This window comes from Nonomuraea sp. NPDC050790, assembly GCF_044456745.1.
Lineage (GTDB): Bacteria > Actinomycetota > Actinomycetes > Streptosporangiales > Streptosporangiaceae > Nonomuraea.
The window spans coordinates 381,480-403,514 of record NZ_JBITGF010000004.1; the positions used below are offsets into that span (position 1 = coordinate 381,480).

22 protein-coding genes are annotated in these 22,035 nt (G+C 71.4%); 15 read left to right on the forward strand and 7 right to left on the reverse strand.

Going from position 1 to position 22,035, the window contains the following annotated elements; translation table 11 throughout:
- Positions 1-23 precede the first annotated feature (23 nt).
- Both ACIBEJ_RS22125 and ACIBEJ_RS22130 read left to right on the forward strand, forming a co-directional pair.
- Positions 24-464 (forward strand): MarR family winged helix-turn-helix transcriptional regulator, encoded by a 441-nt coding sequence (locus ACIBEJ_RS22125; protein ID WP_397184656.1) that lies wholly within the window; start codon positions 24-26, stop codon positions 462-464.
- A gap of 25 nt (positions 465-489) precedes the next feature.
- Entirely contained in the window at positions 490-1,158 is a 669-nt protein-coding gene (locus ACIBEJ_RS22130; RefSeq protein ID WP_397184657.1) for a hypothetical protein, read from the forward strand.
- Here ACIBEJ_RS22130 and ACIBEJ_RS22135 read toward each other — a convergent pair.
- Positions 1,155-2,051: a ribonuclease Z gene (locus ACIBEJ_RS22135; RefSeq protein ID WP_397184658.1), complete on the reverse strand. Its 897-nt coding sequence runs from the start codon at positions 2,049-2,051 to the stop codon at positions 1,155-1,157. The two genes, ACIBEJ_RS22130 and ACIBEJ_RS22135, sit on opposite strands and share 4 nt — an antisense overlap.
- Here ACIBEJ_RS22135 and ACIBEJ_RS22140 point away from each other — a divergent pair.
- Positions 2,020-2,547 carry a methylated-DNA--[protein]-cysteine S-methyltransferase gene (locus ACIBEJ_RS22140; RefSeq protein ID WP_397184659.1) on the forward strand — a complete coding sequence of 176 codons (528 nt, stop codon included), beginning with the start codon at positions 2,020-2,022 and terminating at the stop codon, positions 2,545-2,547. The genes ACIBEJ_RS22135 and ACIBEJ_RS22140 overlap by 32 nt on opposite strands.
- On the opposite strand, the gene ACIBEJ_RS22145 is transcribed toward ACIBEJ_RS22140, so the two are convergent.
- A complete protein-coding gene (locus ACIBEJ_RS22145; protein ID WP_397184660.1) occupies positions 2,544-2,825 on the reverse strand; it encodes an antitoxin in 282 nt (93 codons plus the stop codon). The two genes, ACIBEJ_RS22140 and ACIBEJ_RS22145, sit on opposite strands and share 4 nt — an antisense overlap.
- An 80-nt stretch (positions 2,826-2,905) precedes the next feature.
- Between ACIBEJ_RS22145 and miaA the strand changes: the two genes are divergently transcribed.
- From miaA to ACIBEJ_RS22195, 10 genes are all read left to right on the forward strand, one after another.
- Positions 2,906-3,799 (forward strand): tRNA (adenosine(37)-N6)-dimethylallyltransferase MiaA, encoded by an 894-nt coding sequence (gene miaA, locus ACIBEJ_RS22150; protein WP_397184661.1) that lies wholly within the window; start codon positions 2,906-2,908, stop codon positions 3,797-3,799.
- The gene (gene dapF, locus ACIBEJ_RS22155) at positions 3,796-4,608 is read left to right on the forward strand and encodes a diaminopimelate epimerase (RefSeq protein ID WP_397184662.1); all 813 of its coding nucleotides are present in this window, start codon (positions 3,796-3,798) and stop codon (positions 4,606-4,608) included. Before miaA ends, dapF begins: the two co-directional genes overlap by 4 nt.
- A 25-nt stretch (positions 4,609-4,633) precedes the next feature.
- Complete coding sequence (locus ACIBEJ_RS22160; RefSeq protein WP_397184663.1) at positions 4,634-5,389, forward strand: hypothetical protein; 756 nt, start codon at positions 4,634-4,636, stop codon at positions 5,387-5,389.
- A 19-nt stretch (positions 5,390-5,408) separates the two neighbouring features.
- Complete coding sequence (locus ACIBEJ_RS22165; RefSeq protein WP_397184664.1) at positions 5,409-7,685, forward strand: tetratricopeptide repeat protein; 2,277 nt, start codon at positions 5,409-5,411, stop codon at positions 7,683-7,685.
- Positions 7,685-8,443: an SDR family NAD(P)-dependent oxidoreductase gene (locus ACIBEJ_RS22170; protein WP_397184665.1), complete on the forward strand. Its 759-nt coding sequence runs from the start codon at positions 7,685-7,687 to the stop codon at positions 8,441-8,443. The genes ACIBEJ_RS22165 and ACIBEJ_RS22170 overlap by 1 nt, the downstream gene beginning before the upstream one ends.
- A 48-nt stretch (positions 8,444-8,491) precedes the next feature.
- Entirely contained in the window at positions 8,492-8,854 is a 363-nt protein-coding gene (locus ACIBEJ_RS22175; RefSeq protein ID WP_397184666.1) for a phosphomannose isomerase type II C-terminal cupin domain, read from the forward strand.
- 494 nt (positions 8,855-9,348) lie between these two features.
- On the forward strand, positions 9,349-11,961 hold the full coding sequence (locus tag ACIBEJ_RS22180) for an FAD-dependent oxidoreductase (RefSeq protein WP_397184667.1): 2,613 nt from the start codon (positions 9,349-9,351) through the stop codon (positions 11,959-11,961).
- Between the two features lie 316 nt (positions 11,962-12,277).
- Positions 12,278-13,480: a sarcosine oxidase subunit beta family protein gene (locus ACIBEJ_RS22185; protein ID WP_397184668.1), complete on the forward strand. Its 1,203-nt coding sequence runs from the start codon at positions 12,278-12,280 to the stop codon at positions 13,478-13,480.
- Entirely contained in the window at positions 13,480-13,719 is a 240-nt protein-coding gene (locus ACIBEJ_RS22190) for a sarcosine oxidase subunit delta (RefSeq protein ID WP_397184669.1), read from the forward strand. Before ACIBEJ_RS22185 ends, ACIBEJ_RS22190 begins: the two co-directional genes overlap by 1 nt.
- Complete coding sequence (locus tag ACIBEJ_RS22195) at positions 13,716-16,808, forward strand: 2Fe-2S iron-sulfur cluster-binding protein (RefSeq protein ID WP_397184670.1); 3,093 nt, start codon at positions 13,716-13,718, stop codon at positions 16,806-16,808. Before ACIBEJ_RS22190 ends, ACIBEJ_RS22195 begins: the two co-directional genes overlap by 4 nt.
- Here the strand turns inward: ACIBEJ_RS22195 and ACIBEJ_RS22200 are convergent.
- Both ACIBEJ_RS22200 and ACIBEJ_RS22205 read right to left on the reverse strand, forming a co-directional pair.
- Entirely contained in the window at positions 16,768-17,832 is a 1,065-nt protein-coding gene (locus ACIBEJ_RS22200; protein WP_397184671.1) for a CU044_5270 family protein, read from the reverse strand. The two genes, ACIBEJ_RS22195 and ACIBEJ_RS22200, sit on opposite strands and share 41 nt — an antisense overlap.
- The gene (locus ACIBEJ_RS22205; protein WP_397184672.1) at positions 17,829-18,410 is read right to left on the reverse strand and encodes an RNA polymerase sigma factor; all 582 of its coding nucleotides are present in this window, start codon (positions 18,408-18,410) and stop codon (positions 17,829-17,831) included. Before ACIBEJ_RS22205 ends, ACIBEJ_RS22200 begins: the two co-directional genes overlap by 4 nt.
- 188 nt (positions 18,411-18,598) lie before the next feature.
- Here ACIBEJ_RS22205 and ACIBEJ_RS22210 point away from each other — a divergent pair, with 188 nt between their 5' ends.
- Complete coding sequence (locus tag ACIBEJ_RS22210; protein WP_397184673.1) at positions 18,599-19,273, forward strand: HNH endonuclease family protein; 675 nt, start codon at positions 18,599-18,601, stop codon at positions 19,271-19,273.
- 3 nt (positions 19,274-19,276) lie between these two features.
- Here ACIBEJ_RS22210 and ACIBEJ_RS22215 read toward each other — a convergent pair whose 3' ends face one another.
- The 3 genes from ACIBEJ_RS22215 to ACIBEJ_RS22225 are packed head-to-tail and all read right to left on the reverse strand — an operon-like array spanning position 19,277 to position 21,556.
- On the reverse strand, positions 19,277-19,594 hold the full coding sequence (locus ACIBEJ_RS22215) for a PepSY domain-containing protein (protein WP_397184674.1): 318 nt from the start codon (positions 19,592-19,594) through the stop codon (positions 19,277-19,279).
- 46 nt (positions 19,595-19,640) lie between these two features.
- Positions 19,641-20,879 (reverse strand): sensor histidine kinase, encoded by a 1,239-nt coding sequence (locus ACIBEJ_RS22220; RefSeq protein WP_397184675.1) that lies wholly within the window; start codon positions 20,877-20,879, stop codon positions 19,641-19,643.
- A complete protein-coding gene (locus ACIBEJ_RS22225; protein ID WP_397184676.1) occupies positions 20,876-21,556 on the reverse strand; it encodes a response regulator transcription factor in 681 nt (226 codons plus the stop codon). Before ACIBEJ_RS22225 ends, ACIBEJ_RS22220 begins: the two co-directional genes overlap by 4 nt.
- A 50-nt stretch (positions 21,557-21,606) precedes the next feature.
- Here ACIBEJ_RS22225 and ACIBEJ_RS22230 point away from each other — a divergent pair, with 50 nt between their 5' ends.
- Positions 21,607-22,014, forward strand: a complete 408-nt coding sequence (locus ACIBEJ_RS22230; RefSeq protein ID WP_397184677.1) for a hypothetical protein — start codon at positions 21,607-21,609, stop codon at positions 22,012-22,014.
- Positions 22,015-22,035: the final 21 nt, after the last annotated feature.

The window sequence follows — 22,035 nt, forward strand, 5'->3', positions numbered from 1 at the left end:
GGCTTGACCTAAAATGTGGGGGTATGGGGGACTTGCCGCCTACGTTGCTCGGGCTGACCGCCTATCTCCTGTCCAGGACGGGGAAGGCGGCGCGGGACGGGCTCGCGGGTGAGCTGGCGGCCGGTGGGTGGCGGATGTGGCATCTGGCGGTGCTCGCGGCCCTTGCCGACTTCGGGCCGCATGCCCAGCGTGACCTGGCGGCGCGGCTGTCCATCGACCCGAGTGACGTGGTCAAGGTGCTGGACGAGCTGGCCGCCGCCGGGCGGGTTCAGCGGGTCAGGGACGCGGGTGACCGGCGCAGGGTTCTGGTGACCATCACCGCGGCGGGTGGCGGGGCGCTGGAGGAGCAGGTGCGGCGGTTGCGGGGAGTTCAGGACGCACTGCTCGCGCCGCTGTCGGAGCCGGAACGGCGTACCCTGCATGATCTGCTCGCCCGTGTCCACGAGGGCGCTCAGAGCGGGTGAGGCGGGGGTCGCATACCCTGGCGGCGTGCTTGTCGCCGCGGCCGTCTGCCCGCATCCTCCGCTGATCGTGCCCGAGCTCGCCGGCGCCGCCGCCCCTGAGCTCGACGGTCTGCGTGCCGCGTGCGCGGACGCCGTGGCCGCCCTGCGTGCCGCCGCCCCCGACCTGCTGCTCGTCGTCGGTGGCGCCGAGACCACGCAGGTGTACGGCCCGCGCGCGGCCGGTTCGCTGGCCCCCTGGGGCGTGGACGTGAGGGTGGGGGAGGGCGATCCGGTCCTGCCGTTGTCCCTGACGATCGGCCGATGGCTGCTGGGCGGGGAGCCGGACGGGTTCCAGGCGGTGGCCACCGAAGCCGGTCCAGAGGAGTGCCGGGAGCTGGGCGAACGGCTGGCCGCCGGGGTGCGGCTGGCGCTGCTGGTCATGGCCGACGGGTCGGCCAAGCTGACCGGCAAGTCGCCGGGGTACCTCGACCCGGCGGCGGAGCCGTACCAGAGAGGGCTGGTCAAGGCGCTCGCCGAAGCGGACCTCGCGGCGCTCGCGGTGCTCGACCCCGGCGAGGCGGACGCCCTCTGGGCGGCCGGGCGGGCGCCCCTGCAGGTGCTGGCCGGTGCGGCGGCGGGGGCGGAACTGCGGCCCGAGCTGGTGCTGGAGTGCGCGCCCTACGGCGTGGGGTACGCCGTTGCCGTCTGGAGCTAGGCGCGGGACGGGACCGGGACGGTCATGAGGTCGCGGGCCACGACGACGTCACCGTCGAAGACCGCGCGGGCCTCCTCCAGGAAGGCCGGCTCGGCGTCGAGGCCGTAGCGCTCGGAGAAATGGGTGAGGACCAGGCGGCGTACGCCCGACTCCTTGGCCACCAGGGCGGCCTCCTGCGCGGTCAGGTGACCGTACTCCCTGGCCAGGGCGGACTCGGCCGCCAGGAAAGTGGACTCGATCACCAGCAGGTCCACGCGGTCGGCCAGGGCGAAGACGTTGTCGCACAGGCGCGTGTCCATGATGAAGGCGGCCGACTGGCCCTTCCTGGGCTCGCTGCACATCTCCAGGGTGACGCCGTTCAGGACGCCTTCCTGCTGCAGCGTGCGTACGGCGGGGCCGGTGATGCCGTGTCTTCTCAGGCGGTCCGGCAGCATGCGGCGGCCGTCGGGTTCCTGGAGGCGGTAGCCGTACGACTCGACGGGGTGGGACAGGCGGCGCGCGGTGAGCGGGGGGAGTGCGGCGCTTTCGCCGGAGACGGGGTGTTCGGTGATGACGGTGGTGTCGGTGAAGACGGCGGCGTGGCGCAGGCGGTTCCAGTACTGCTGCCCGCTGGCCGGGTAGACGGCCTTGACCTCGTGCTGGACGCCGTCGCGGGCGATGCGCTGGACGATGCCGGGCACGCCGAGGCAGTGGTCGCCGTGGAAGTGGGTGACGCAGATCCAGTGCAGGCGATTGGAACTCAGCCCGGCGTGCAGGAGCTGGCGCTGGCTGCCCTCGCCGGGATCGAAGAGGTAGCCCTGGCCATCCCACCGCAAAACATAGCCATTGTGATTACGGTGTCGGGTAGGGACCGCGCTTGAGGTGCCCAGCACGACCAGTTCACGAGAGGACACGATGCTCACCGTCGCCTACGCTCAGCTTCCGACCCCCGTCGGCGCCTTCCATGTGGCCGTCACCGAGGACGGGCTGGTCGCGACGGGCTGGCGACCGCTCCAGGTGGGCCTCGACGAGGTTCATGACCCGGATCGTACGACTTTCGTGCTCGATGAGCTGAAGCAATATTTCGCCGGTGAGCTCAAGGAGTTCCGGACGCCCGTCGACTGGAGTCTCATGGCCGGGTCCCGGCGGGCGGTGCTACGGGCTCTGCACGGCGTGCCGTACGGGAAGGTCGTCACCTACGGCGAGCTCGCGCGGCTCAGCGGCACGAGCGTGCCCGCACGCGGGATCGGGTCGATCATGGGCTCGAACCCGATCCCGATCGTGGTGCCCTGCCACCGCGTGCTCGCGGCGGCGGGCCTGGGCGGCTTCAGCGGCGGTGTCGGTGTGGAGACCAAACGCTGGCTGCTCACCCACGAGGGCTACCTGCAGCCCACGCTGCTGGATCTCTAGCCTTCCTTGCCGTCGATCTTGTCGGCGGCGTCCTTGGCCCTGTCGGTGCCCCTGGCGATGTGCTCGTCATACTTGCCGCCGGTGGCATCGCTCGCGGCCGTGGAGGCCTTGTCGATGCCCTGGTTGGCGGCGTCCTCCGCCTTCTCACGCAGGCCGTCCATCATGCCGCCCGCCGAGTCCTGAGTCTGACCGGCGGTGTCCTTGGACTGTTCGGGGATGTTCTTCAGCTTCTCGTCGTGGCCGCCGAACATCTCCTTGACCTTGTCGAAAATCGACATGTCTTTCCCCCGATGTCTCATTGACGGCCCCCCCGAGCCGTCGTCTCCTTCATACCCCTTGTGTTGTCACACTTATCGGTGTGCGCAAGCAGCCAGTCATCGCCGTCGTAGGGCCCACCGCGGCCGGAAAGTCCGATCTCGCCGTAGATCTGGCCCTCCGGCTGGGGGGCGAATGCATCAATGCCGACTCCATGCAGCTTTACCGAGGAATGAACATTGGAACGGCGAAACTCTCCCAAACCGAACAGCGAGGTGTGCCCCACCATCTGCTCGACATCTGGGACGTGACCGTCACGGCCAGCGTGGCCGAGTACCAGCGGCTGGTCCGGCCCCTGCTGGACAAGCTGGACGTGCCGATCCTCGTCGGCGGCAGCGGCCTGTACGTGCGCGCCGCCCTCGACGACCTCGACTTCCCCGGCACCGACCCGGCGGTACGCGCCCGGCTGGAGGCGGAGCTGGCCGAGTCGGGGCCCGCCGTCCTGTATGCCCGGCTCCAGGCGAGCGACCCGAAGGCCGCCGAGGCGATCCTGCCGAGCAACGGCAGGAGGATCGTGCGCGCGCTGGAGGTCATCGAGTTCTCCGGGCGCCCCTTCTCGGCGACGATGCCCTCGTACGAGGCGCTTTATCCGAGCGTCCAGATCGGCCTCGACGTGCCGCGGCCCGAGCTCGACGCCCGCATCGAGCTGCGGGTGGGGCGGATGTGGGAGGCGGGCCTGGTCGAGGAGGTGCGGGACCTGCTCGGGCAGGGCCTGGCAGATGGCCGTACGGCCGGCCGCGCGCTCGGCTACGCCCAGGTCATGAAATATCTGGCAGGGGAGTGGACCGAGGAGGAGGCGTTCGCCGAGACCGTCCGCGCCACCCGGCGCTTCGCCCGCCGCCAGGAATCGTGGTTCCGCCGCGACCCCCGCGTGGTCTGGCTGCCCTACGACGCGCCCGATCTACTGGGCCTTGCGGTCGATAGGCTGGTCTCATGAAGTTTCTGAAGGGCCACGGTACTGAGAACGACTTCGTCATCATCCCCGACCCGGATGGCGAGATCGACCTGTCGGCCGCGCTGGTGGCCGAGATCTGCGACCGCCGCACCGGCCTCGGCGCCGACGGCGTGCTGCGCGTGGTCCGCACCAAGGTCAGCCAGGAGGTCTCCGAGCAGGCCGGGCAGACCGAGTGGTTCATGGACTACCGCAACGCCGACGGCAGCATGGCCGAGATGTGCGGCAACGGCGTGCGTGTCTTCGCCCGCTACCTCGTCGACGCCGGCCTGGCCGCGCCGGGCGAGTTCGGCATCGCCACCCGCGGCGGCATCCGCAGGGTCCGCCTGGGCGAGCAGGGCGACGTGACGATCGACATGGGCAGGCCCACCGTGTACGGCGAGAGCGTCACCACCGTCGCCGGCCAGGACTACACCGGCCTCCACGTCGACATGGGCAACCCCCACCTGGCCTGCGCCATCGGCGACCCCGTCGTCCAGCTCGACCTCACCCACCAGCCCGCCTTCGACCCGGGCGTCTTCCCGAGCGGCGTCAACATCGAGCTGTTCAACGCCGTGGGCCCGCGCCGCGCGGTCATGCGCGTCTTCGAGCGCGGCTCGGGCGAGACCCGCTCCTGCGGCACCGGGGCGGTGGCCACCGCCGTCGCCGCCGCGCACCTGAGCGGGGAGACCACCGGCGAGTGGATCGTGGAGGTGGCCGGCGGGCGTCTCACCGTCACCCTGGACGAGGAGACCAGCTACCTGAGCGGCCCCGCGGTGATCATCGCCTCCGGCGACCTCACGCTTGCAGAATAATGTTCTCCTGAGCGATGCTGGGCGCATGGCTGATCCACTGACCACCGCGATCGACGTCAAGACGCCCATAGGCGTGCTCGGCGGCAACTTCATGATCTCCCGCGAGGTCAAGGCGCTCTGCGAGGAGTACGCGCTCGGCCCGCGCGAGATGTACTTCCGCGGGCGCTGCGGCGTGCTCGGCGAGTGCGACGCGGACGTGGTCACCTCCGTGGTCGCCTTCTACCCGGCCGAGCACGTCGCGCAGAACTGGGACGGCGGCCGAAAGCTGCCCACTGAGCAGGCGGTCGAGCTCTACGCCGGCGCCTGCCACGCGTGGGGGCGCCGCAGGCTCGGCGGCTTCGACGGCTGCGCCAGGATCGCCGAGCTGCTCGAACCGGTCGTCGAGAAGGCGTCTGCGGTCGGGGCTCCGTTGTTCGCCGGGTGGCGGGCCGTACCCCTGCCGGATGACGCGCCCGCGCGGGCCACCCAGCTCATGCACGTCGTGCGGGAGCTACGGGGCGGTCTGCACGCCAATGCGGTGATCGCGGCGGGGATGCATCCGCTGGAGGCCGTGCTCGCGGCGAAGCACGAGGGAACACCGTTCGGCGACGCGGCGGGCGAGGCGATCGCGCGGTTCTTCACCTGGCCGGAGCCCTATGAGCGGCCGTCCGCCGAGGTGGTCGCGCGCAGGGCGGAGATCGAGGAGACGACCGACCGGCTCATGGCTCCGGTATTTTCTGTCCTGAACGCGGCTGAATCGGATGAGCTGATAGGGCTTCTCCGTTTGGGGCACGCCCATTGACCTGGCAGACTGACTCCCCATGGACGTGGACATCTGGGCCTGGGTCGGCGACACCCAGCAGCAGCTTTCCGAGGCGGGCAACGTGGGCCTCGCCATGGCGCTGGGAGACCTCCCCGCACAGGCCTACGAGGGCCGCTATCCCCAGCTCGACGTGATGGCCCCGGCCATCGCCCAGCAGGCGGAGGCGCTCGGGCTGCCCTGGCTGGAGTTCTACGCCCGCTATTGGCACCTCATCGGCCGGGTCGGCGACCGGGCCCAGGGCGCGGTGGCGATCGACGACGCGGAGGAGTTGCTCGCGTTCGCCGAGCGCGAAGACGTGCGTGACTGCCCCGCGGCTCCCGCCGCCGTCGAGGCGCTCGCCCTGGCCTGGGCCAACGCCGACGGCCCCGGCTACGCCGAGCAGCGCCTGGAGAAGCTGGGCGCGGCCATCGAAGGGGTGCAGGCCGACCAGCCCGCGTACTCCGGTCTGGTGACGCAGTACGTCGCGGCGCTGATCGACGCCGGGCGCGCCGAGGAGGCCGTCACCTACGCCGAGTCCGCCGTCGAGCGGCTGCGCGCCGCCGACAAGGCGGCGAGCTGGGAGCTCGGCGCCGAGAGCACCCGCGCACTGCTGGCCGTGGGCCGCGCCGACGCCGCGCTGACCGCACTGCAGGCCGCCACCGACTTCCCGGCCGACGACCCGCCCGCCAAGCCCCACCGCGACGGCGTGCGCCGCGCGCGCATCCTGGCCGAGCTCGGCCGCACCGCCGAGGCCGTGGACGCGCTGCCCGACCTCGACGTCGTGGGCAACCACCCGCGCGACTTCGTCGAGTGGTCGCAGGTCGTGCTCAAGCTGGCCGGCTCCTCGCAGATCACCAACACCTGGCAGCTCGGCCGCGTCCTGCGCCAGTGGATCGACTACTTCAGCATGATGGGCGGCTACCAGGCCCGCGTCGAGCTGGCCCTGGTCGCCGGCGACCTGGCCATCGCCCGCCAGGGCGTGTGGCAGGCGCGGCTGCTGGCCGACCTCGCCGAGCAGTTCTCCGGCGAGCTGCGCGACGCGGAGAGCGCCGCGGGCCGCATCGCCGCCCTGCGCGCCGCCGCCGACGCCACCGGCGAGCCCGAGGCGCCCGGTCCCGAGGAGGAGCGGGTCGCCTACTTCGACGCCGCGGACGGCTTCAACGCCGACCCCGAGAAGTGGGTGGGCTGGCTGGCCCCGATCTCCGGCACCGACCTGGAGGCCACCCGCCGCCACACCACCACGCTCGGCTTCCTCGGCTACCCGTCCACCGGCGCCGACATCTACTGGAAGATGCTCGTCGACTCCGGTGACATCGCCACCGCCGACGCCGACGACGTGGCGTACCTGACCACGCTGCTCATCGAGGCCCGCCAGGACGAGCGGCTGGAGCAGATGGCCGCGATGCTGCCGCACGCCGCGCAGCACCTCACGCTCGCCCGCCTGCACAGCGCCCGCGAGCGCTGGGCCGAGACCGTCGCCGAGGGCGAGCACGCCATCGCCGCCGGCGCCGGCACCGAGGCGCGCCGCCTGGTCTCGGGCGCCGCGCAGCAGCTCGACGACAACGCCCGCGGCGCCCAGGTGCTGCTGGAGGTGCTCGACGAGCTCAACGACGAGGACGTCTGGCGCATGGTCGTGATGGCCACCGCCGCCGAGGACTGGGACACGGTACGCAAGGGCGCGGCCAAGATCGGGATGCCGATCCAGTCCACCGAGGGCCCGATCGAGGAGGAGATGGGCCTGATCCGGGTCATCCTCCCGGCGCCCGACGGCGGTCAGCGGCAGGTGCTGTCCATCCGCACCGGCCCCGCCACGGCGCGGCTGGCGCTGCCGCAGCCACGTGGCATGGAGTACAACGCGGGCGACCTGGTCGTCTTCGACCCGCAACTGCTGGAGCCCATCCCCGACGACCCGAAGGAGCAGGAGAACTTCGTGCCGCCGTTCGCGGCCGTGAGCATCCTGCGTCCCGGCGGCTACGTCAGCTACTTCTTCGACGGCGCCGCGCCGTCCGAGAGCGACTGGTCGGAGTTCACCGAGGTCATGGCCGAGCGCGGCTGGCCGATGTGGGTCTACTCCGAGGAAAACTACACCGTCACCCACCCGACCTCCGGCGAGACGCTGCCTGGCGTCTACGGCTGGGTCGCCGTTCCGCCGGACGTCAGCGCCAACGAGGTCGACGCCCTGCTCGACGACGCCACCGAGCGCTGGTCGCACCCGCTGGCCTGGCTCGACCTGGCCCGCGAGATCGACGTCGAGGTCGAGCGGCACGAGCGCATCGTCAAGGAGTACGGCCTCTGATGATCGACAGGTTCAGGCTCGACGGGAAGGTGGCGATCGTCACCGGGGCCTCGTCGGGCCTGGGCGTGGCCTTCGCCCGCGGGCTGGCCCAGGCGGGCGCCGACATCGTGATCGGCGCCCGGCGCGCGGACCGGCTCGACGAGACCCGCAAGCTGGTCGAGGAGTCCGGGCGGCGCTGCGTGGCCCTGGCCACCGACGTGGCCGTGGTCGAGCAGTGCCAGGCGCTGGTCGAGGCGGCCGTGGCGGAGTTCGGGCGGGTCGATGTGCTGGTGAACAATGCCGGGGTGGGCACTGCCGTACCGGCGTTGCGGGAGAGTCCGGAGGAGTTCCGGCGGGTGGTCGACATCAACCTGCACGGGACCTACTGGATGGCGCAGGCGTGTGCGCGGGTCATGCGGCCCGGCTCGTCGATCGTCAACATCGGCAGCATCCTCGGCGAGACGACGGCGGGGCTGCCGCAGGCGGCCTACAGCGCGTCGAAGGCCGGGGTCGCCGGGCTGACGCGTGACCTGGCGCAACAGTGGACGGGGCGGCGCGGGATCCGGGTCAACTGCCTGGAGCCCGGGTTCTTCGCCTCGGAGATGACGCAGGAGTACAGTCCCGGGTACCTGGAGCGCATGCTGGAGCAGCGGGTGGTGATGGGCCGGGTGGGCGAGGCCGATGAACTCGTGGCGGCGGCTGTGTTTCTGGCGAGCGACGCTTCGTCGTACATCACGGGCGTGACGCTTCCGGTGGACGGCGGGATTCTGCTGACCTGATAGCTTGCTCTCTGATCTTTCGCTTTCGGAGAGGTTTTAAGGGGATTTATGGGCGACATCGACCGTCTGGCGGCAGTTATCCGGGACGAGCGGCCTTGGGGTGGGTTTGAGCGGTTCACCCTGAATGAGATGTCGACTGTCAAGATCATCGACGTGGCTCCTGGGCAGCGGCTCAGCCTTCAGCGGCACAAGTCGCGGGATGAGCTGTGGGTGGCGCTGGACCCGGGGTGTGTGTTCGAGATCGACGGCGAGCGTACGGAGCCGGAGGTGGGGGACCGGACGCTGATCCGCGCCGGCCAGACCCACCGCCTCAGCAGCTCCGGCCCGGCGACCCGCATCCTCGAAATCGCCTTCGGCCACTTCGACGAAGACGACATCGAACGCCTGGAGGACGCCTACGGGCGTTCTTGATCGTTCCTTTCGTCCGCGGCGCGCCCATCTCTTGTGGCGCGCCCGTCTCTTTTGCGGCTTTACGGCGCGCCAGTATCTTTTACGGCGCGCCCTTCTTTTCGGCTGCGGTCTGTTCTGTTACGGCGCCCCTCTTTTCTGCTACGCTGCGTCCCCCTTTCTGCTACGGGGCGTCCCCCTTTTCTGTTACGGCAAGCCAGCCTGACGCCACCCGCCGTCGCTGGTTGACGCCGATCGGGGGGATCGCTTCTCACGTCGGACGTGGTCCCCACCGCAACGGCCCCCTTGGCCGGCCACCGCGCCCCACCTTGTCCCGGCCTGTCCTGTCCCCTTCTTGGCTGTCTTGGAGTCGTTTGTCTTGCATGGAATCCGGGCCGGGGGACCTCTTGCCTGAGGGGGTTGGTGGGGTGGGGGCTCTTGTTTGGGGGGTCGGGTGGGCTCTATGTTCGTTGCGTAGTCCGGTACGTGTTGCGTATTAGGGAACAACCGGAGGGCGCATGGTGTCCCGGCCGCGGTTAGTGATCATTGGAGCCGGCATTGTGGGCTGTGCCCTGGCCGACGAGCTGACCGGGCGGGGGTGGACCGACGTCACCGTGGTCGAGCAGGGGCCTCTGTTCGCCGCCGGAGGGTCGAGTTCCCATGCGCCGGGGCTGGTGTTCCAGACCAATCCGTCCAAGACGATGACGGAGTTCGCCACCTACACGGTCAACAAGTACAGCGGGCTCTCGCTCGACGGGCAGTGGTGCTTCAAGCAGGTCGGCGGCCTGGAGGTGGCCACCACCCAGGAACGGGTCGCGGACCTGCGGCGGCGCCAGGGCTGGGCCGAGGCATGGGGGGTGCACGGCGAGGTCATCAGCCCCGAGCGCTGCCTCGAACTGTGGCCGCTGCTCGACCCCGCGCGCGTCCTCGGCGGCTACTTCGTGCCCACGGACGGGCTGGCCAACGCCCTGCGCTGCGGCGAGGCGCAGGCGCGGCGGGCGATCGAGCGCGGGGCGCGGTTCCTGGCGCACCACACCGTCGTCGGGATCGAGCAGCAGGGCGGGCGCGTCACCGGGGTCGCGGTCGAGGTGGGGCCCGAGTATCGGGTCATTCCGGCTGATGTGGTGGTGAGCGCGGCGGGGTTCTGGGGGCCGAGCATCGGGGCGATGGCGGGCGTGAGCGTGCCGTTGCTGCCGCTGGCTCATCAATACGCGCGGTCGGAGGCGCTGGCCGTACTGGCGGGAAATCCTGAAGCGGTACGCCCCATCCTGCGGCACCAGGACAAAGACCTGTATTTCCGGGAACACGGGGATCAGATCGGCGTCGGATCCTACGCACACCGGCCGATGCCCGTGCGCCAGGACGAGATCGGCCCCAACGGCACCACCATGCCGTCGGTACAGGCGTTCACCGACACCGACTTCGAACCCGCCTGGCAGGACGCGGTCGATCTGCTCCCCGCGCTCAAGGAGTCCGCCTACACGGACGGGATCAACGGGATCTTCTCCTTCACACCGGACGGGTTCCCGCTGATCGGGGAGGCGCCGCAGCTCGACGGGTTCTGGCTGGCGGAGGCGGTGTGGGTGACGCACTCGGCCGGGGTGGCCAAGGCGCTGGCCGAGGTGCTGGTCGACGGGCGTTCCAGCTTCGACCTGCACGAGTGCGAGCTGAACCGCTTCGAGCCCGTCCACCTCGCGCCCGCCTTCATCGAGGAACGCGGCAAGCAGAACTTCATCGAGGTCTACGACATCATCCACCCGCTCCAGCCCATGGACTCCCCCCGCCCCATGCGGACCAGCCCCTTCTACCTGCGGCAACAGGAGCTGGGGGCTTACTTCCTGGAGGGCGCCGGCTGGGAACGCCCCCATTGGTTCACCGCCAACGCGCAACTGCCCGAAGATCCAGTACGGCCAGCCCAACCCGACCAAGCGCCACCACACACCGCCGCCCCGACGCTCCCCGCCCAACCTGCCCCGACACTCTCCGGTCCGGCCAGCCCGAGGCTGCCTGGGCAAGCTGACTCGGCAGTCTCCGCCCCGGCCGACCCGGCGCCCGGCCACGCTGACCCGGAGGCGTTCCGGCGAGGTGAGTTGGCCTCTTCTGGTCTGGGTGGGGTGCGGGAGCGGGATGCTTGGGCGGCGCGGTACTGGTCGCCGATCGCCGCTGCCGAGTCGTACTACACCCGTGAGCAGGTCGCCCTCTACGACATGACGCCGCTCAAGCGGATCGAGGTGTCGGGGGCCGGGGCGGCGGGGTTCTTGCAGCGCATGACGACGAACCATGTCGACAAGAAGCCCGGGTCCGTGACGTACACGCTGCTGCTGGACGCCGGGGGCGGGGTGCGGTCCGATCTGACGGTCGCGCGGTTGGCCGAGGACCGCTTCCAGGTCGGGGCCAACGGGAATCTCGACCTCGACTGGCTGCAGCGGCATGCGCCGGGTGACGTGCACGTTCGGGACATCACGCCTGGGACGTGTTGTGTGGGCGTGTGGGGGCCGCGGGCTCGCGAGCTGGTGCAGCCGCTCACGGATCTGGACATGTCGCATGAAGGGTTCCGGTATTTCACCTGCAAGCAGGGATATGTCGGGCAGGTGCCGGTGATCGCCATGCGGGTGTCGTATGTGGGGGAGCTGGGCTGGGAGCTGTACACGAGCGCCGACCTGGGGCTCAAGCTCTGGGACACGCTCTGGGCCACGGGGCTGCCGATCGCCGGTGGGCGGGCGGCGTTCAACAGTCTGCGGCTGGAGAAGGGGTACCGGTTGTGGGGCGTGGACATGACGCCCGAGCACAATCCGTACGAGGCCGGGCTGGCCTTCGCCGTCCGGGAGGACAAGGACTTCCTCGGCCGTGACGCGCTGTCCAAGGAGATCACGCGCAAGCTGGTGCCGCTGCTGACGGCCGAGGTCGTGATGGGCAAGGAGCCGGTACGGCACGGCGGCGCCACGGTCGGCTACACCACCAGCGCCGCCTACGGCCACACCATCGGCCGCCCGATCGCCTACGTCTGGCTACCGATCGACCTCACCGCCCCGGGCACCGCCGTGGAGGTCGCCTACTTCGGCCGCCCGATCCCGGCCGAGGTGGCCGCCGAGCCCCTGTTCGACGCCAAGATGGAGAAGATCCGCCGATGACCCGCCCGGGGCTCGGTCATGCCGGAGGTGGTCAACCCTCGGTGGGTCAGCCCGTGGTGCGTCGGCCTGTGGTCGGTCGGCCTGTGGTCGGTCGGTCTGTGGTCGGTCGGTCTGTGGTCGGTCGGTTTGTGGTCGGTCAGACCTGGGGTTGTCAGACCGGGGCATGTCGGCCCGTGGTTGGTCGGTCCGTGGTGGGTCGTTGGACGGGGGTATGTCGGGCCGTGGTTGGTCAGACCTGGGGCTGTCGGACCTGAGGGGCGGCCTGTGGTGGCGTTGGCTAGAAAGTGTGGGTTGAGGGAGAGTGGAGGGCGGCGGCGTGAGTCATCCTGAGGTTTTGTGGCGGAATCCGGATCCCAAGCCCGCCTACGACGTGGTCATCGTCGGCGCCGGTGGCCATGGGCTGGCCACCGCCTACTACCTGGCCGAGAACCACGGGATCACCAACGTGGCCGTCCTGGAGAAGGGGTGGCTGGCCGGGGGCAACATGGCCAGGAACACCACGATCATCCGCTCCAACTACCTGTGGGACGAGAGCGCCGCCATCTACGAGCACTCGCTCAAACTCTGGGAGGGACTGAGCGAGGACCTCGACTACGACCTGCAGTTCAGCCAGCGAGGCGTGCTCAATCTCGCCCACAACCTGGGCGACGTCCGCGAGGGCAGGCGCCGGGTCAACGCCAACCGGCTCAACGGCGTCGACGCCGAGTGGCTGGAGGCGGACGAGGTCAAGAAGTTCTGCCCGATCATCAACGTCTCCGACTCCGCCCGCTATCCGGTCCTCGGCGCCACGCTGCAGCGCAGGGGCGGGATCGCCAAGCACGACCACGTCGCCTGGGCCCTGGCCCGCAAAGCGGACGCCTACGGCATCGACCTCATCCAGAACATAGAGGTCACAGGCTTTGAAATGGTGAAAAATCGGGTCACGGGCGTCCAGACCACTCGGGGACGCATCGCCGCCGGGAAAGTGGCGCTCGCCGCCGCCGGGCACACCTCGGTCCTCGCGGAGAAGGCCGGATTCCGGCTGCCCCTGCAGTCCCACCCCCTCCAAGCCCTGGTGTCCGAACTGCTGGAACCCGTCCTGGACTGTGTCGTGATGTCCAACGCCGTCCACGTCTACGTCAGCCAGGCCCACAAGGGCGAACTGGTCATGGGCGCCGGAATCGACGCCTACAACTCCTACGGCCAGCGCGGCGCCTTCCACGTCATCGAAGCCCAGATGGCCGCGGCACTCGAACTTTTCCCGATCTTCAGCCGGGTCCGGGTGCTGCGCACCTGGGGCGGCATCGTGGACGTCTCGCCCGACGCCTCCCCGATCATCGGCCGCACCCCGGTCGAGGGCCTGTTCGTCAACGCGGGCTGGGGCACCGGCGGGTTCAAGGCGACGCCGGGCTCCGGCTGGGTGTACGCGCACACGATCGCGAACGACGAGCCGCACCCGCTGGCCGTACCCTTCGCGCTGGAGCGGTTCACCACCGGCGTCCTCATCGACGAGCACGGAGCCGCGGCGGTGGCGCACTGATGATGCTGATCGACTGCCCGCACTGCGGGCCACGCGACGAGAACGAGTTCACCTACGGCGGCCAGGCGGGCATCGCCTACACCCCGGACGTCGACGACGAGGCGTGGGCCGGATACCTGTTCATGCGCGACAACCCCAAGGGCTGGTTCCACGAGCGCTGGTTCCACGCGCACGGCTGCCGGACCTGGTTCTCCCTGCACCGCCACACCGTCACGCACGAGATGAGGCCGCACCCGTGAGGTTCACCTTCGACGATCGGCCCTACGAGGGCCGGATGGGCGACACGCTCGCGGCGGCGCTGCTGCGCAACGGCGTGCGGGTGGTCGGGCGCAGCGTCGGCCTGGGCCGCCCGCGCGGCGTGTTCACCGCCGGTCCCGAGGAGCCGAACGCCCTGGTCCGCGTGGGCGCCGACCCCATGCTCGCGGCCACGACGGTCGAACTGCGCGAGGGCCTGGCCGCGTGGAGCCTGCGCGGCAAGGGCCGCGTGGACCTCTCCGAGCCGGACGAGCGCCGCTGCGACAAGGGCTACCTGCACTGCGACGTGCTGGTGGTCGGCGGCGGCCCGGCGGGGCTGGCCGCGGCGATGGCGGCGGGGGAGTCGGGCGCGCGCGTCATCCTGGTGGACGACCAGCCGGAGCTGGGCGGCGACCTGCTCGGCAGCCGGGTCAGGCTGGACGGCGCGCCCGCCCTCGACTGGGCCCGCGGGACCGCGCGCCTGCTCGCGGTGCTGCCCGAGGTGCGGGTGCTGACCAGGACCACCGCGATCGGCTACTACGACGGCAACTACGTGACCGCGGTCGAGCGGCGCGGCTCGGGCGAGCGGCTGTGGCATCTGCGGGCCCGCCGCGTGGTGCTGGCGACGGGCGCGCAGGAGCGCTCGCTCGCCTTCCCTGACAACGACCGTCCCGGGGTGATGCTCGCCTCGGCCGCGCGTACCTATGCCAACAGGTACGGCGTGCGGCCTGGCACCAGAGCGGTGGTCTTCACCTGCGCTGACTCCGGCCACGAGGCGGCCCGCGACCTGGCGGCGGCCGGGGTCGAGGTGGTCGCCGTGCTCGACGCCCGCGACGGCGCGGAGATCACCGGCACCACCGCGGATGCGGAAGGGCTGCTGACGGGCGTGCGCAGGCGGGGCGGGGAGCACGTCGACGCCGACCTGCTGGCCGTGGCGGGTGGGTGGAACCCGGTGGTCAACCTGTTCAGCCAGTCGCAGGGCAGGCTGCGCTTCGACGAGGAGCTGCAGGCGTTCGTCCCGCACCTGTCGGCGCAGGCCGAGCGCTCGGCGGGGGCGTGCAGAGGTCTGTACGGCACCGCCGAGGCGATCGCGGACGGCTTCGCCGCCGGCGCGCAGGCGGCCGGGCTGACCGGGTTCGCCGAGCGGACCAACCATCGCATCCCGGACAGTGACGAGCCGCCGCTCAGGCCCCCGGCCGCGCTCTGGACGATGGGCGACGACCCCGCCACTTCCTTCGCCGACCTGCACCGCGACGTCACCGTGGCCGACCTGCGGCGCGCGGCGGGCACCGGGATGCGCTCGGTGGAGCACGTCAAGCGCTACACCACCGCGGGCACCGGCGCCGACCAGGGCAAGACGGCCGGAGCGGTGGTCGTGGGCGTCATGTCCGCGCTGCTCGGGGCGGCGCCGGGGCAGATGGGGACGACGACGTTCCGCCCGCCGTACACGCCGGTGTCCTTCGCGACGCTGGCGGGGCGCGACCGCGGCGCGCTGTCGGACCCCGTGCGGACCACCGCGATGCACGACGCGCACCTCGCCAGGGGCGCGGTCTTCGAGGACGTCGGCCAGTGGAAGCGCCCGCGCTACTTCCCCCTCGGCGAGGAGGACATGGCGGCGGCGGTGCGGCGCGAATGCCGGGCGGCGCGTACGGCGGTGGCCGCCATGGACGCCTCCACCCTCGGCAAGATCGACATCAGGGGCGCCGGAGCCGGGGAGTTCCTGGACCGGATCTACACCAACATGTACTCGACGCTGGCCGTGGGCGCCTGCCGCTACGGGCTGATGTGCAAGGCCGACGGCATGGTCTTCGACGACGGCACCACGGCCAGGCTCGGGCCCGAGCACTTCCTCATGACCACCACCACCGGCAACGCCGCCGCCGTGCTCGACTGGCTGGAGGAGTGGCACCAGACCGAGTGGCCCGAGCTGGACGTGCGGTTCACCTCGGTCACCGACCACTGGGCGACCGTGGCGATCGCCGGTCCGAAGGCGCGCGGGATCGTGGCGGCGCTCGCGCCCGAGGCGGCGGAGCTGGCGTTCATGCGCTGCGTGGAGACGAAGGTCGCCGGGGTGGACGGGCGCGTGTTCAGGATCAGCTTCTCCGGCGAGCTGGCCTACGAGGTGAACGTGCCCTGGTGGTACGGCGCGGCGTTGTGGGAGAGCGTGCTGGCCCTGGGGGCGGTGCCGTACGGGACCGAGACCATGCACGTGCTGCGCGCCGAGAAGGGCTTCGCGATCGTCGGGCAGGAGACCGACGGGACCGTCACCCCGCAGGACCTCGGCATGGAGTGGATCGTCTCGCGCCGCAAGCCCGACTACGTGGGCAGGCGCTCGCACGCCCGCCCCGACACCGTCCGCGCGGGCCGCAAGCGGCTGGTCGGGCTACTGCCCGAGGCGTTCGTGGAGGAGGGGGCGCAACTGCTCGCGCCCGGCGGCGGCGCGATGCTGGGGCACGTGACCTCCAGCTACACCGGCGCGGTGCTGGCGATGGCCCGCGACGTCGCGCCGGGCGACCGGCTGGAGGCGGTCTGCGACGGGCGGACGGTGCCGGTCACCGTGGTCGAGCCGGTCTTCTACGACCCGGACAACACCCGCCGCGAGGGCGAGCCCGCCGAGCCGGCCGGAACGGTGGGGGAGTGGCGGCCGGAGAGCCCGGCCGCGCGTTACGCCCACCGCTTCCTGGCCGCGAGCTCCGATCGGGTACGGCTGCGCGAGCTGCCGTTCGTGCGCATGTGGGAGGTACGCGGCCAGGACCCCGGGCAGGGGCTGCGCCTGGGCCCGGCCTGGTGGCTGGTGACCGGCGACGACGGCCGGGAGGGCTGGACGGACGTCTCCGGCCAGCGGACCGTGCTGGAGCTGTCCGGCCCGGACGCCGTCGAGGTGCTGGTCACCGGTTGTCCGATCGACCTGCACCCCGCGGCCTTCCCCGGCTACGCGCAGACGCTGCTCGGAAAGGCCGGGGTGATCCTGGAGCGGACCGCCCCCGGCACCTTCCGCGTCTACGTGCGCTCGTCGTTCACCGGCTACCTGGCCGAGTGGCTGCTGGACGCGCTCAGCCACCCTGCTGCGGCGAGCAGGACTCCTTCTCGGTGACCGGCGCGTCGGGCGCGGTGTCGGAGACCGAGACCTTGAGCTGCGCGGTGGAGGCGAGCAGGCTGCCGACCGGCGCCCCGCCCGCCTTCTCCTCGACGACGACGCTGCGCTCGCCGAGCAGGGCGTAGCTCTCCCTGTCGATGATCAGCTCGGAGCGCCGGCCGTTCCAGACGCCGCCGACGCCGAGCCCCTTGCGCCCGGCGGCGTCCTCGGCGTCCTCGGCGACGGTGATGCCGGGCAGCGTGCCCAGCGCCTTGAACAGCGCGGCCCGCTGCCGCGGCGGCATGTACGACTCGCGCAGCAGCTCACTGGCGCCGTCCCAGACCGTCAACTCGGGCGCGACCTGCTTGTCGCCGTTGGCGGGGAACGACTTGTACAGCCACGCCTTCATCGCCTCGGGCTCGGTCGGCAGCCCCTTGAGCGTCGTGTAGTCCTTGCTCCACGGGCCCGGCGCTCCGCAGTACACCAGCGGCATCACCTCGGTGCCCTTCTCCGCGTACGCCTTCTCCGGGATCGTCCAGCCCGGGTAGGCGACGGGGTCGATGGTCTCGATCCGGAGCACGCCCTCGCGGCCCTGAGGGTCCTCCTTGCCATCGGCCCTGAGCCAGATCTTCCGCTTCGTCCGGTACAGCCAGCGCTCCACCGTGCCCTCGCCGATGGACTCCGAGGTGTACATGGTCTGGGACTCGGTGACCACGTACTGGTCGTCGCGCGGCTCCAGCTCCTCGACAGCGGCCCCCGCCGCACGGTCGAAGACCTGCTCGGCCGACATGAGCGCCATCTTCGGCTGGGCCACCACCGGGCCGCCCGGCCGCGCGGAGGTGGTCTCGGCGGGCAGGAACACGGCCGCGCCCGCGCCGACGGCGAGCACGAGCGCTCCCGCCACGGCGAAGGTGTACGGCTTGCGCCACGCCAGGCGCCTCCTGCCCGCCGCGACCAGTCGATCCCTGGCCATGGCCTTGGTGCCGGGATCGTACGGGGGGACGTCGGGACGTGCCTGGTTCACCAGGTCGAACTCGTTCATCGGGTGCCTTCCAGGGCGCTGCGGATCTTGGCTCGGGTGCGTGACAGGCGCGAGCGCACGGTGCCCACCGGGATGCCCAGCGCCTCCGCCGCCTGCTCGTAGGACAACTCGGCCCAGGTGACGAGGAACAGCAGTTCCCGCTCCGCCGTGGCGAGCCCCGCCAGGGCGGCGGCCAGGCTGGGGCCGAGCCGTTCGGCGTCCATGCGGTCGACGCTGCGCTGCTCGAACGCCTCGCCCTCCGGCTCGGCGGTGCGCGCGAGCGCCCGCAGCTTCCTGATCTCGGTACGGCGGTGCTTGGCGATCAGGTTGGCGGCGATGCCGTACAGCCAGGGCCGGGAGTCGGGGCGCGTGAGGTCGTAGCGCCGGCGCTTGCGGAAGGCGACCAGGAACGTCTCGGCGGTCACGTCGTCGGCCAGGCTCACCTGGTCGGCGCCGAGCCTGCGGGCGGCGTAGCGGTGGATCTCGTCCGCGTGCAGGTCGAAGATGCGGGCGAAACGATCGGGCTCGGCCAGTGACTCCGCGATGACTGCGGCGTCGGCGTCGGCCGTCGGGCGGCCGGACAGCGCGGCGCTCACCACAGCGTGAGTCTTTCCATGTTGGGGCTTTCCTTCCGTAGGGCGCGTTCGCGCCCTTCACCCCGTTCTCCCCCGCACCGGCGGATCGGTTCCCAAGATCTTTTGAACGCCCCAAATCAGGATATGAAGATATTTGCCCTGTTTAGACTCTGGGGGGAATGGCTTGACCTTTTCTTGACGTGGAGGTTGTGGTGCGCGTACGTCGTCTCGCGGGCGGGCTGGTCGTCGTCGCGGCGCTGGCCGCCGGGTGCGGAGGGTTGCAGGCCGGCGTCGAACCGGAGGTCGCCGACAAGGCCACGACCCCGGTCAAGGCGGGCGAGGCCCGCAAGAAGCTGGACAAGCTCTCGGTCAAGGGGCGGGCGCCGCGTACCGGCTTCGAGCGCGAGAAGTTCGGGCCCGCCTGGGCCGACGTCGACCGCAACGGCTGCGACACGCGCAACGACATCCTCAAGCGGGACATGCGCGAGGAGACGTTCAGGAAGGGCACGCACGACTGCATCGTGCTCACCGGCGTGCTCGACGATCCCTACAGCGGCAAGACGATCAAGTTCAGGCGGGGCAACGACACCAGCATGGACGTGCAGATCGACCACGTGATCCCGCTGTCGGACGCGTGGCAGAAGGGCGCCCAGCAGTGGGCGGCGGGCAAGCGCAAGGAGTTCGCCAACGACCCGCTCAACCTCATGGCCGTCGACGGGCCGCTCAACAACCAGAAGAGCGACTCCGACGCGGCCACCTGGCTGCCGCCGCGCAAGGGCTACCGGTGCGCCTACATCGCGCGGCAGATCGACGTGAAGGTCAAGTACGCGCTCTGGGTCACGGCCGCCGAGAAGGAGGCCATGGAGCGCGTACTCGACGGGTGCTGAGGCTCAGTCGTCGTCGTCGGTCTCAGTCTCGGCGTCGGCCTTCTCGGGGGCGTTCGTGAGCACCTTGCCGGTGTTCGCGTCGAGCTTCAGCTCGTGCTCGACGTCGCCCTTGACCAGGTCGACGTCCCAGGTGCCGTCGTCGTCGTGGTCGACGCCACTCACCCAGGCGCCGGGCACCTGCTTCTTGGCGAGGTCGATGGCCTGCTCGACCGTGACCTTCGGGGCGACGGGGGCGTTGACGGAGGCGTAGGCGACGCCGCCGCCGGCGAGCAGGACCACGGCGCCGGCACCGGCGATGACGATCTTCTTGGTGATGTTCATGGGTCAAGAAAAGCGCGATCAAGGGTAAAGCCGCGCTGTGGCAACCCTAAGGCTGGGTTAACCCGAGGACCAGCTCGACCGCGGCCCTCGACACCGTCATCGACCCGCCCGACGACTCCGCGGTACGGCGGGCGATGTCCAGGCCCAGTCCGGTGGAACCGGCCGCGCTGGAGCCGCGTTCGCGCAGTTCGGGCGGGAAGCCGGGGCCCTCGTCCGCGACGGTCAGGGCGGCGCCCTTCTCGTGCGGCGCCAGCCGTACCGAGAAGGCGACCCCCTCGGGCGTGTGGGCGAAGACGTTGCCCAGCAGCGCGTCCACGCACGCGGCCAGCTCGGCCGCGCCCACCGCGACCTCCAGCGGCCGGTCGGGCAGCTCGACCGTGAGCGCGCGCTCCTGGTCCTCGGCCAGCACCGCCCAGAACCGCACTCGGTCGCCCACCACGGCCGTCGCGTCGCACGAGGCGCTCGGCGGGCGACCGCCCGCGCGGCCCCGCGCCTCGGTGATGAGGGCGCTCACCGCGCGTTCCAGCGCGTCGGCACGCGCGCCCACGCGAGCCGCCTCCTCCGGGTCGCGCAGCGACTCGGCGTCCAGGCGCAGGCCGGTCAGGGGCGTGCGCAGGCGGTGCGATAGGTCCGCCACCGACTCGCGCTCGCTCGCCAGCAGGTCGCCGATCCGGCCGGCCAGGTGGTTGAGCGCCAGGCCCACCGACTCCACCTCGGGCGGACCGCCCGGCTCCGCCCGCGCGTCCAGGTCGCCGCCCGCCAGCCGGTGGGAGACCCGGGCCAGCTCGTCCACCGGCCGCGTCACCCGCAACGCCAGCCGGTCGGCCAGCACGATCCCCAGCACCACCAGCGCCAGGCCGAGCAGCAGCAGCGCCAGCCACGCCTCCCGCACGCCCGCGAACAGCTCGGCGTCGCTCACGAACACCCGGATCACCACCGGGCCCTGCGCGGAGCGCACCGAGACCAGGACCTCCCTGCCGCCCGCGGTCTCCGCGGTGACGCTGCGCCCGGCGCGCGCCAGCCGTACCGCGTCCGACTCCTTCGCCTGCCTGCCCATGACCCGCCCGTCCGGCAGGAACACCGACACGGGCGCGGGCACCCGCTCCACGGCCAGCTCCAGGTCGGGGGTGCCCACCGCCACGACCACCGACTCGGCCGCGCTGGTCGCCCGCGCCATCGCGCCGTTCTCGGCCACCGAGCGGATCAGCAGCGCCATCGGCACCAGCAGCGCGATCAGCACCACCGACGTCGTCGCCGCTACGAGCAGCCCCAGCCAGCGCCTCACGCGGGACCGACCAGCTTGACGCCGACGCCGCGGACGGTGTGCAGGTAGCGGGGTTCCGAGGCGGTCTCGCCGAGCTTCCTGCGCAGCCACGACAGGTGGACGTCGACGGTCTTGTCGGCGCCGCCGTACGGGATCTGCCAGACCTCCGTGAGCAGCTCGCGCTTCGAGACTACCTCGCCCGCGCGGGCCGCCAGGTAGTGCAGCACGTCGAACTCCCGCGGCGTCAGGTCCAGCGTCGTCCCGTCGAGCGCGGCCACCCGCGAGCGCGGGTCGAGGCTCAGCCCGCCCACCCGCACCGACGCGTCGGGGCGGTCCTCGGCGGTACGGCGCAGCACCGCCTTGATCCTGGCGTTGAGCTGGGCGGCGCTGAACGGCTTGACCACGTAGTCGTCCGCCCCCGCGTCCAGGACCGGGACCATCTCGGCGTCGCCGTCGCGCGCCGTGGCCACGATCACCGGGACCTGGCTGACCGAGCGCAGCATGCGCAGCAGCTCGCGGCCGTCGAGGTCGGGGAGGCCGAGGTCGAGCACGACCAGGTCGGGCCGGTCCTGCACGGCCAGGCGCAGGCCGTCGAGGGCGGTGGGCGAGGAGGAGACGGCGTGACCCAGCTCCCGCAGGCCCCTGGTGAGGGCGGTGCGGATGGTCGCGTCGTCCTCGATGAGGAGGATGGAGGCCATATAACTCCACGTTAACCTGGCGTTAGACCTGGTTGGGGGAGTGTTGGGCCGTGAAGAGACTGATGCTGGCATGGGCGGTGACGGCGCTGGCCGCCGCGGGGGCGGCGGTGGCGGTGCTGGGCCTGCTGGGCGGCGTGCTCACCGGCCAGTCTGGAAATGTCATGACACAGGCGGAGGCTCGTTCCGCGCTCGCCACGCTGCCGCCCGGAACCGCCACCTCGGGCGCCTCTCCCGCCTCGACCGGCGGCAAGGTGATCAGGACGGCGGGCGGCACCGTCATCGCCACCTGCTCCCCGGCCGGTCAGGTCAGCCTGCGCAACTGGAGCCCCTTCCAGGGCTACTCCGTCGACGACCCCTCGCCCGGCCCCGCCTCCTCCCTGAAGATCGAGTTCGACCGGGAGGAGGGCGAGGACGTCGAGGTGGTGGTCCGCTGCCAGAACGGCCGGCCCGTTATCTAGCCTTCGCCCGCCCTTCCGCGG

Coding starts and splice junctions, on each gene's coding strand:
- ACIBEJ_RS22125 (WP_397184656.1), top strand. CDS start 24: ATGGGGGACTTGCCGCCTACGTTGCTCGGGCTGACCGCCTATCTCCTG.
- ACIBEJ_RS22145 (WP_397184660.1), bottom strand. CDS start 2,825: ATGTCGATTTTCGACAAGGTCAAGGAGATGTTCGGCGGCCACGACGAG.
- dapF (WP_397184662.1), top strand. CDS start 3,796: ATGAAGTTTCTGAAGGGCCACGGTACTGAGAACGACTTCGTCATCATC.
- ACIBEJ_RS22160 (WP_397184663.1), top strand. CDS start 4,634: ATGGCTGATCCACTGACCACCGCGATCGACGTCAAGACGCCCATAGGC.
- ACIBEJ_RS22165 (WP_397184664.1), top strand. CDS start 5,409: ATGGACGTGGACATCTGGGCCTGGGTCGGCGACACCCAGCAGCAGCTT.
- ACIBEJ_RS22170 (WP_397184665.1), top strand. CDS start 7,685: ATGATCGACAGGTTCAGGCTCGACGGGAAGGTGGCGATCGTCACCGGG.
- ACIBEJ_RS22175 (WP_397184666.1), top strand. CDS start 8,492: ATGGGCGACATCGACCGTCTGGCGGCAGTTATCCGGGACGAGCGGCCT.
- ACIBEJ_RS22180 (WP_397184667.1), top strand. CDS start 9,349: ATGGTGTCCCGGCCGCGGTTAGTGATCATTGGAGCCGGCATTGTGGGC.
- ACIBEJ_RS22190 (WP_397184669.1), top strand. CDS start 13,480: ATGATGCTGATCGACTGCCCGCACTGCGGGCCACGCGACGAGAACGAG.
- ACIBEJ_RS22200 (WP_397184671.1), bottom strand. CDS start 17,832: ATGAACGAGTTCGACCTGGTGAACCAGGCACGTCCCGACGTCCCCCCG.
- ACIBEJ_RS22215 (WP_397184674.1), bottom strand. CDS start 19,594: ATGAACATCACCAAGAAGATCGTCATCGCCGGTGCCGGCGCCGTGGTC.
- ACIBEJ_RS22225 (WP_397184676.1), bottom strand. CDS start 21,556: ATGGCCTCCATCCTCCTCATCGAGGACGACGCGACCATCCGCACCGCC.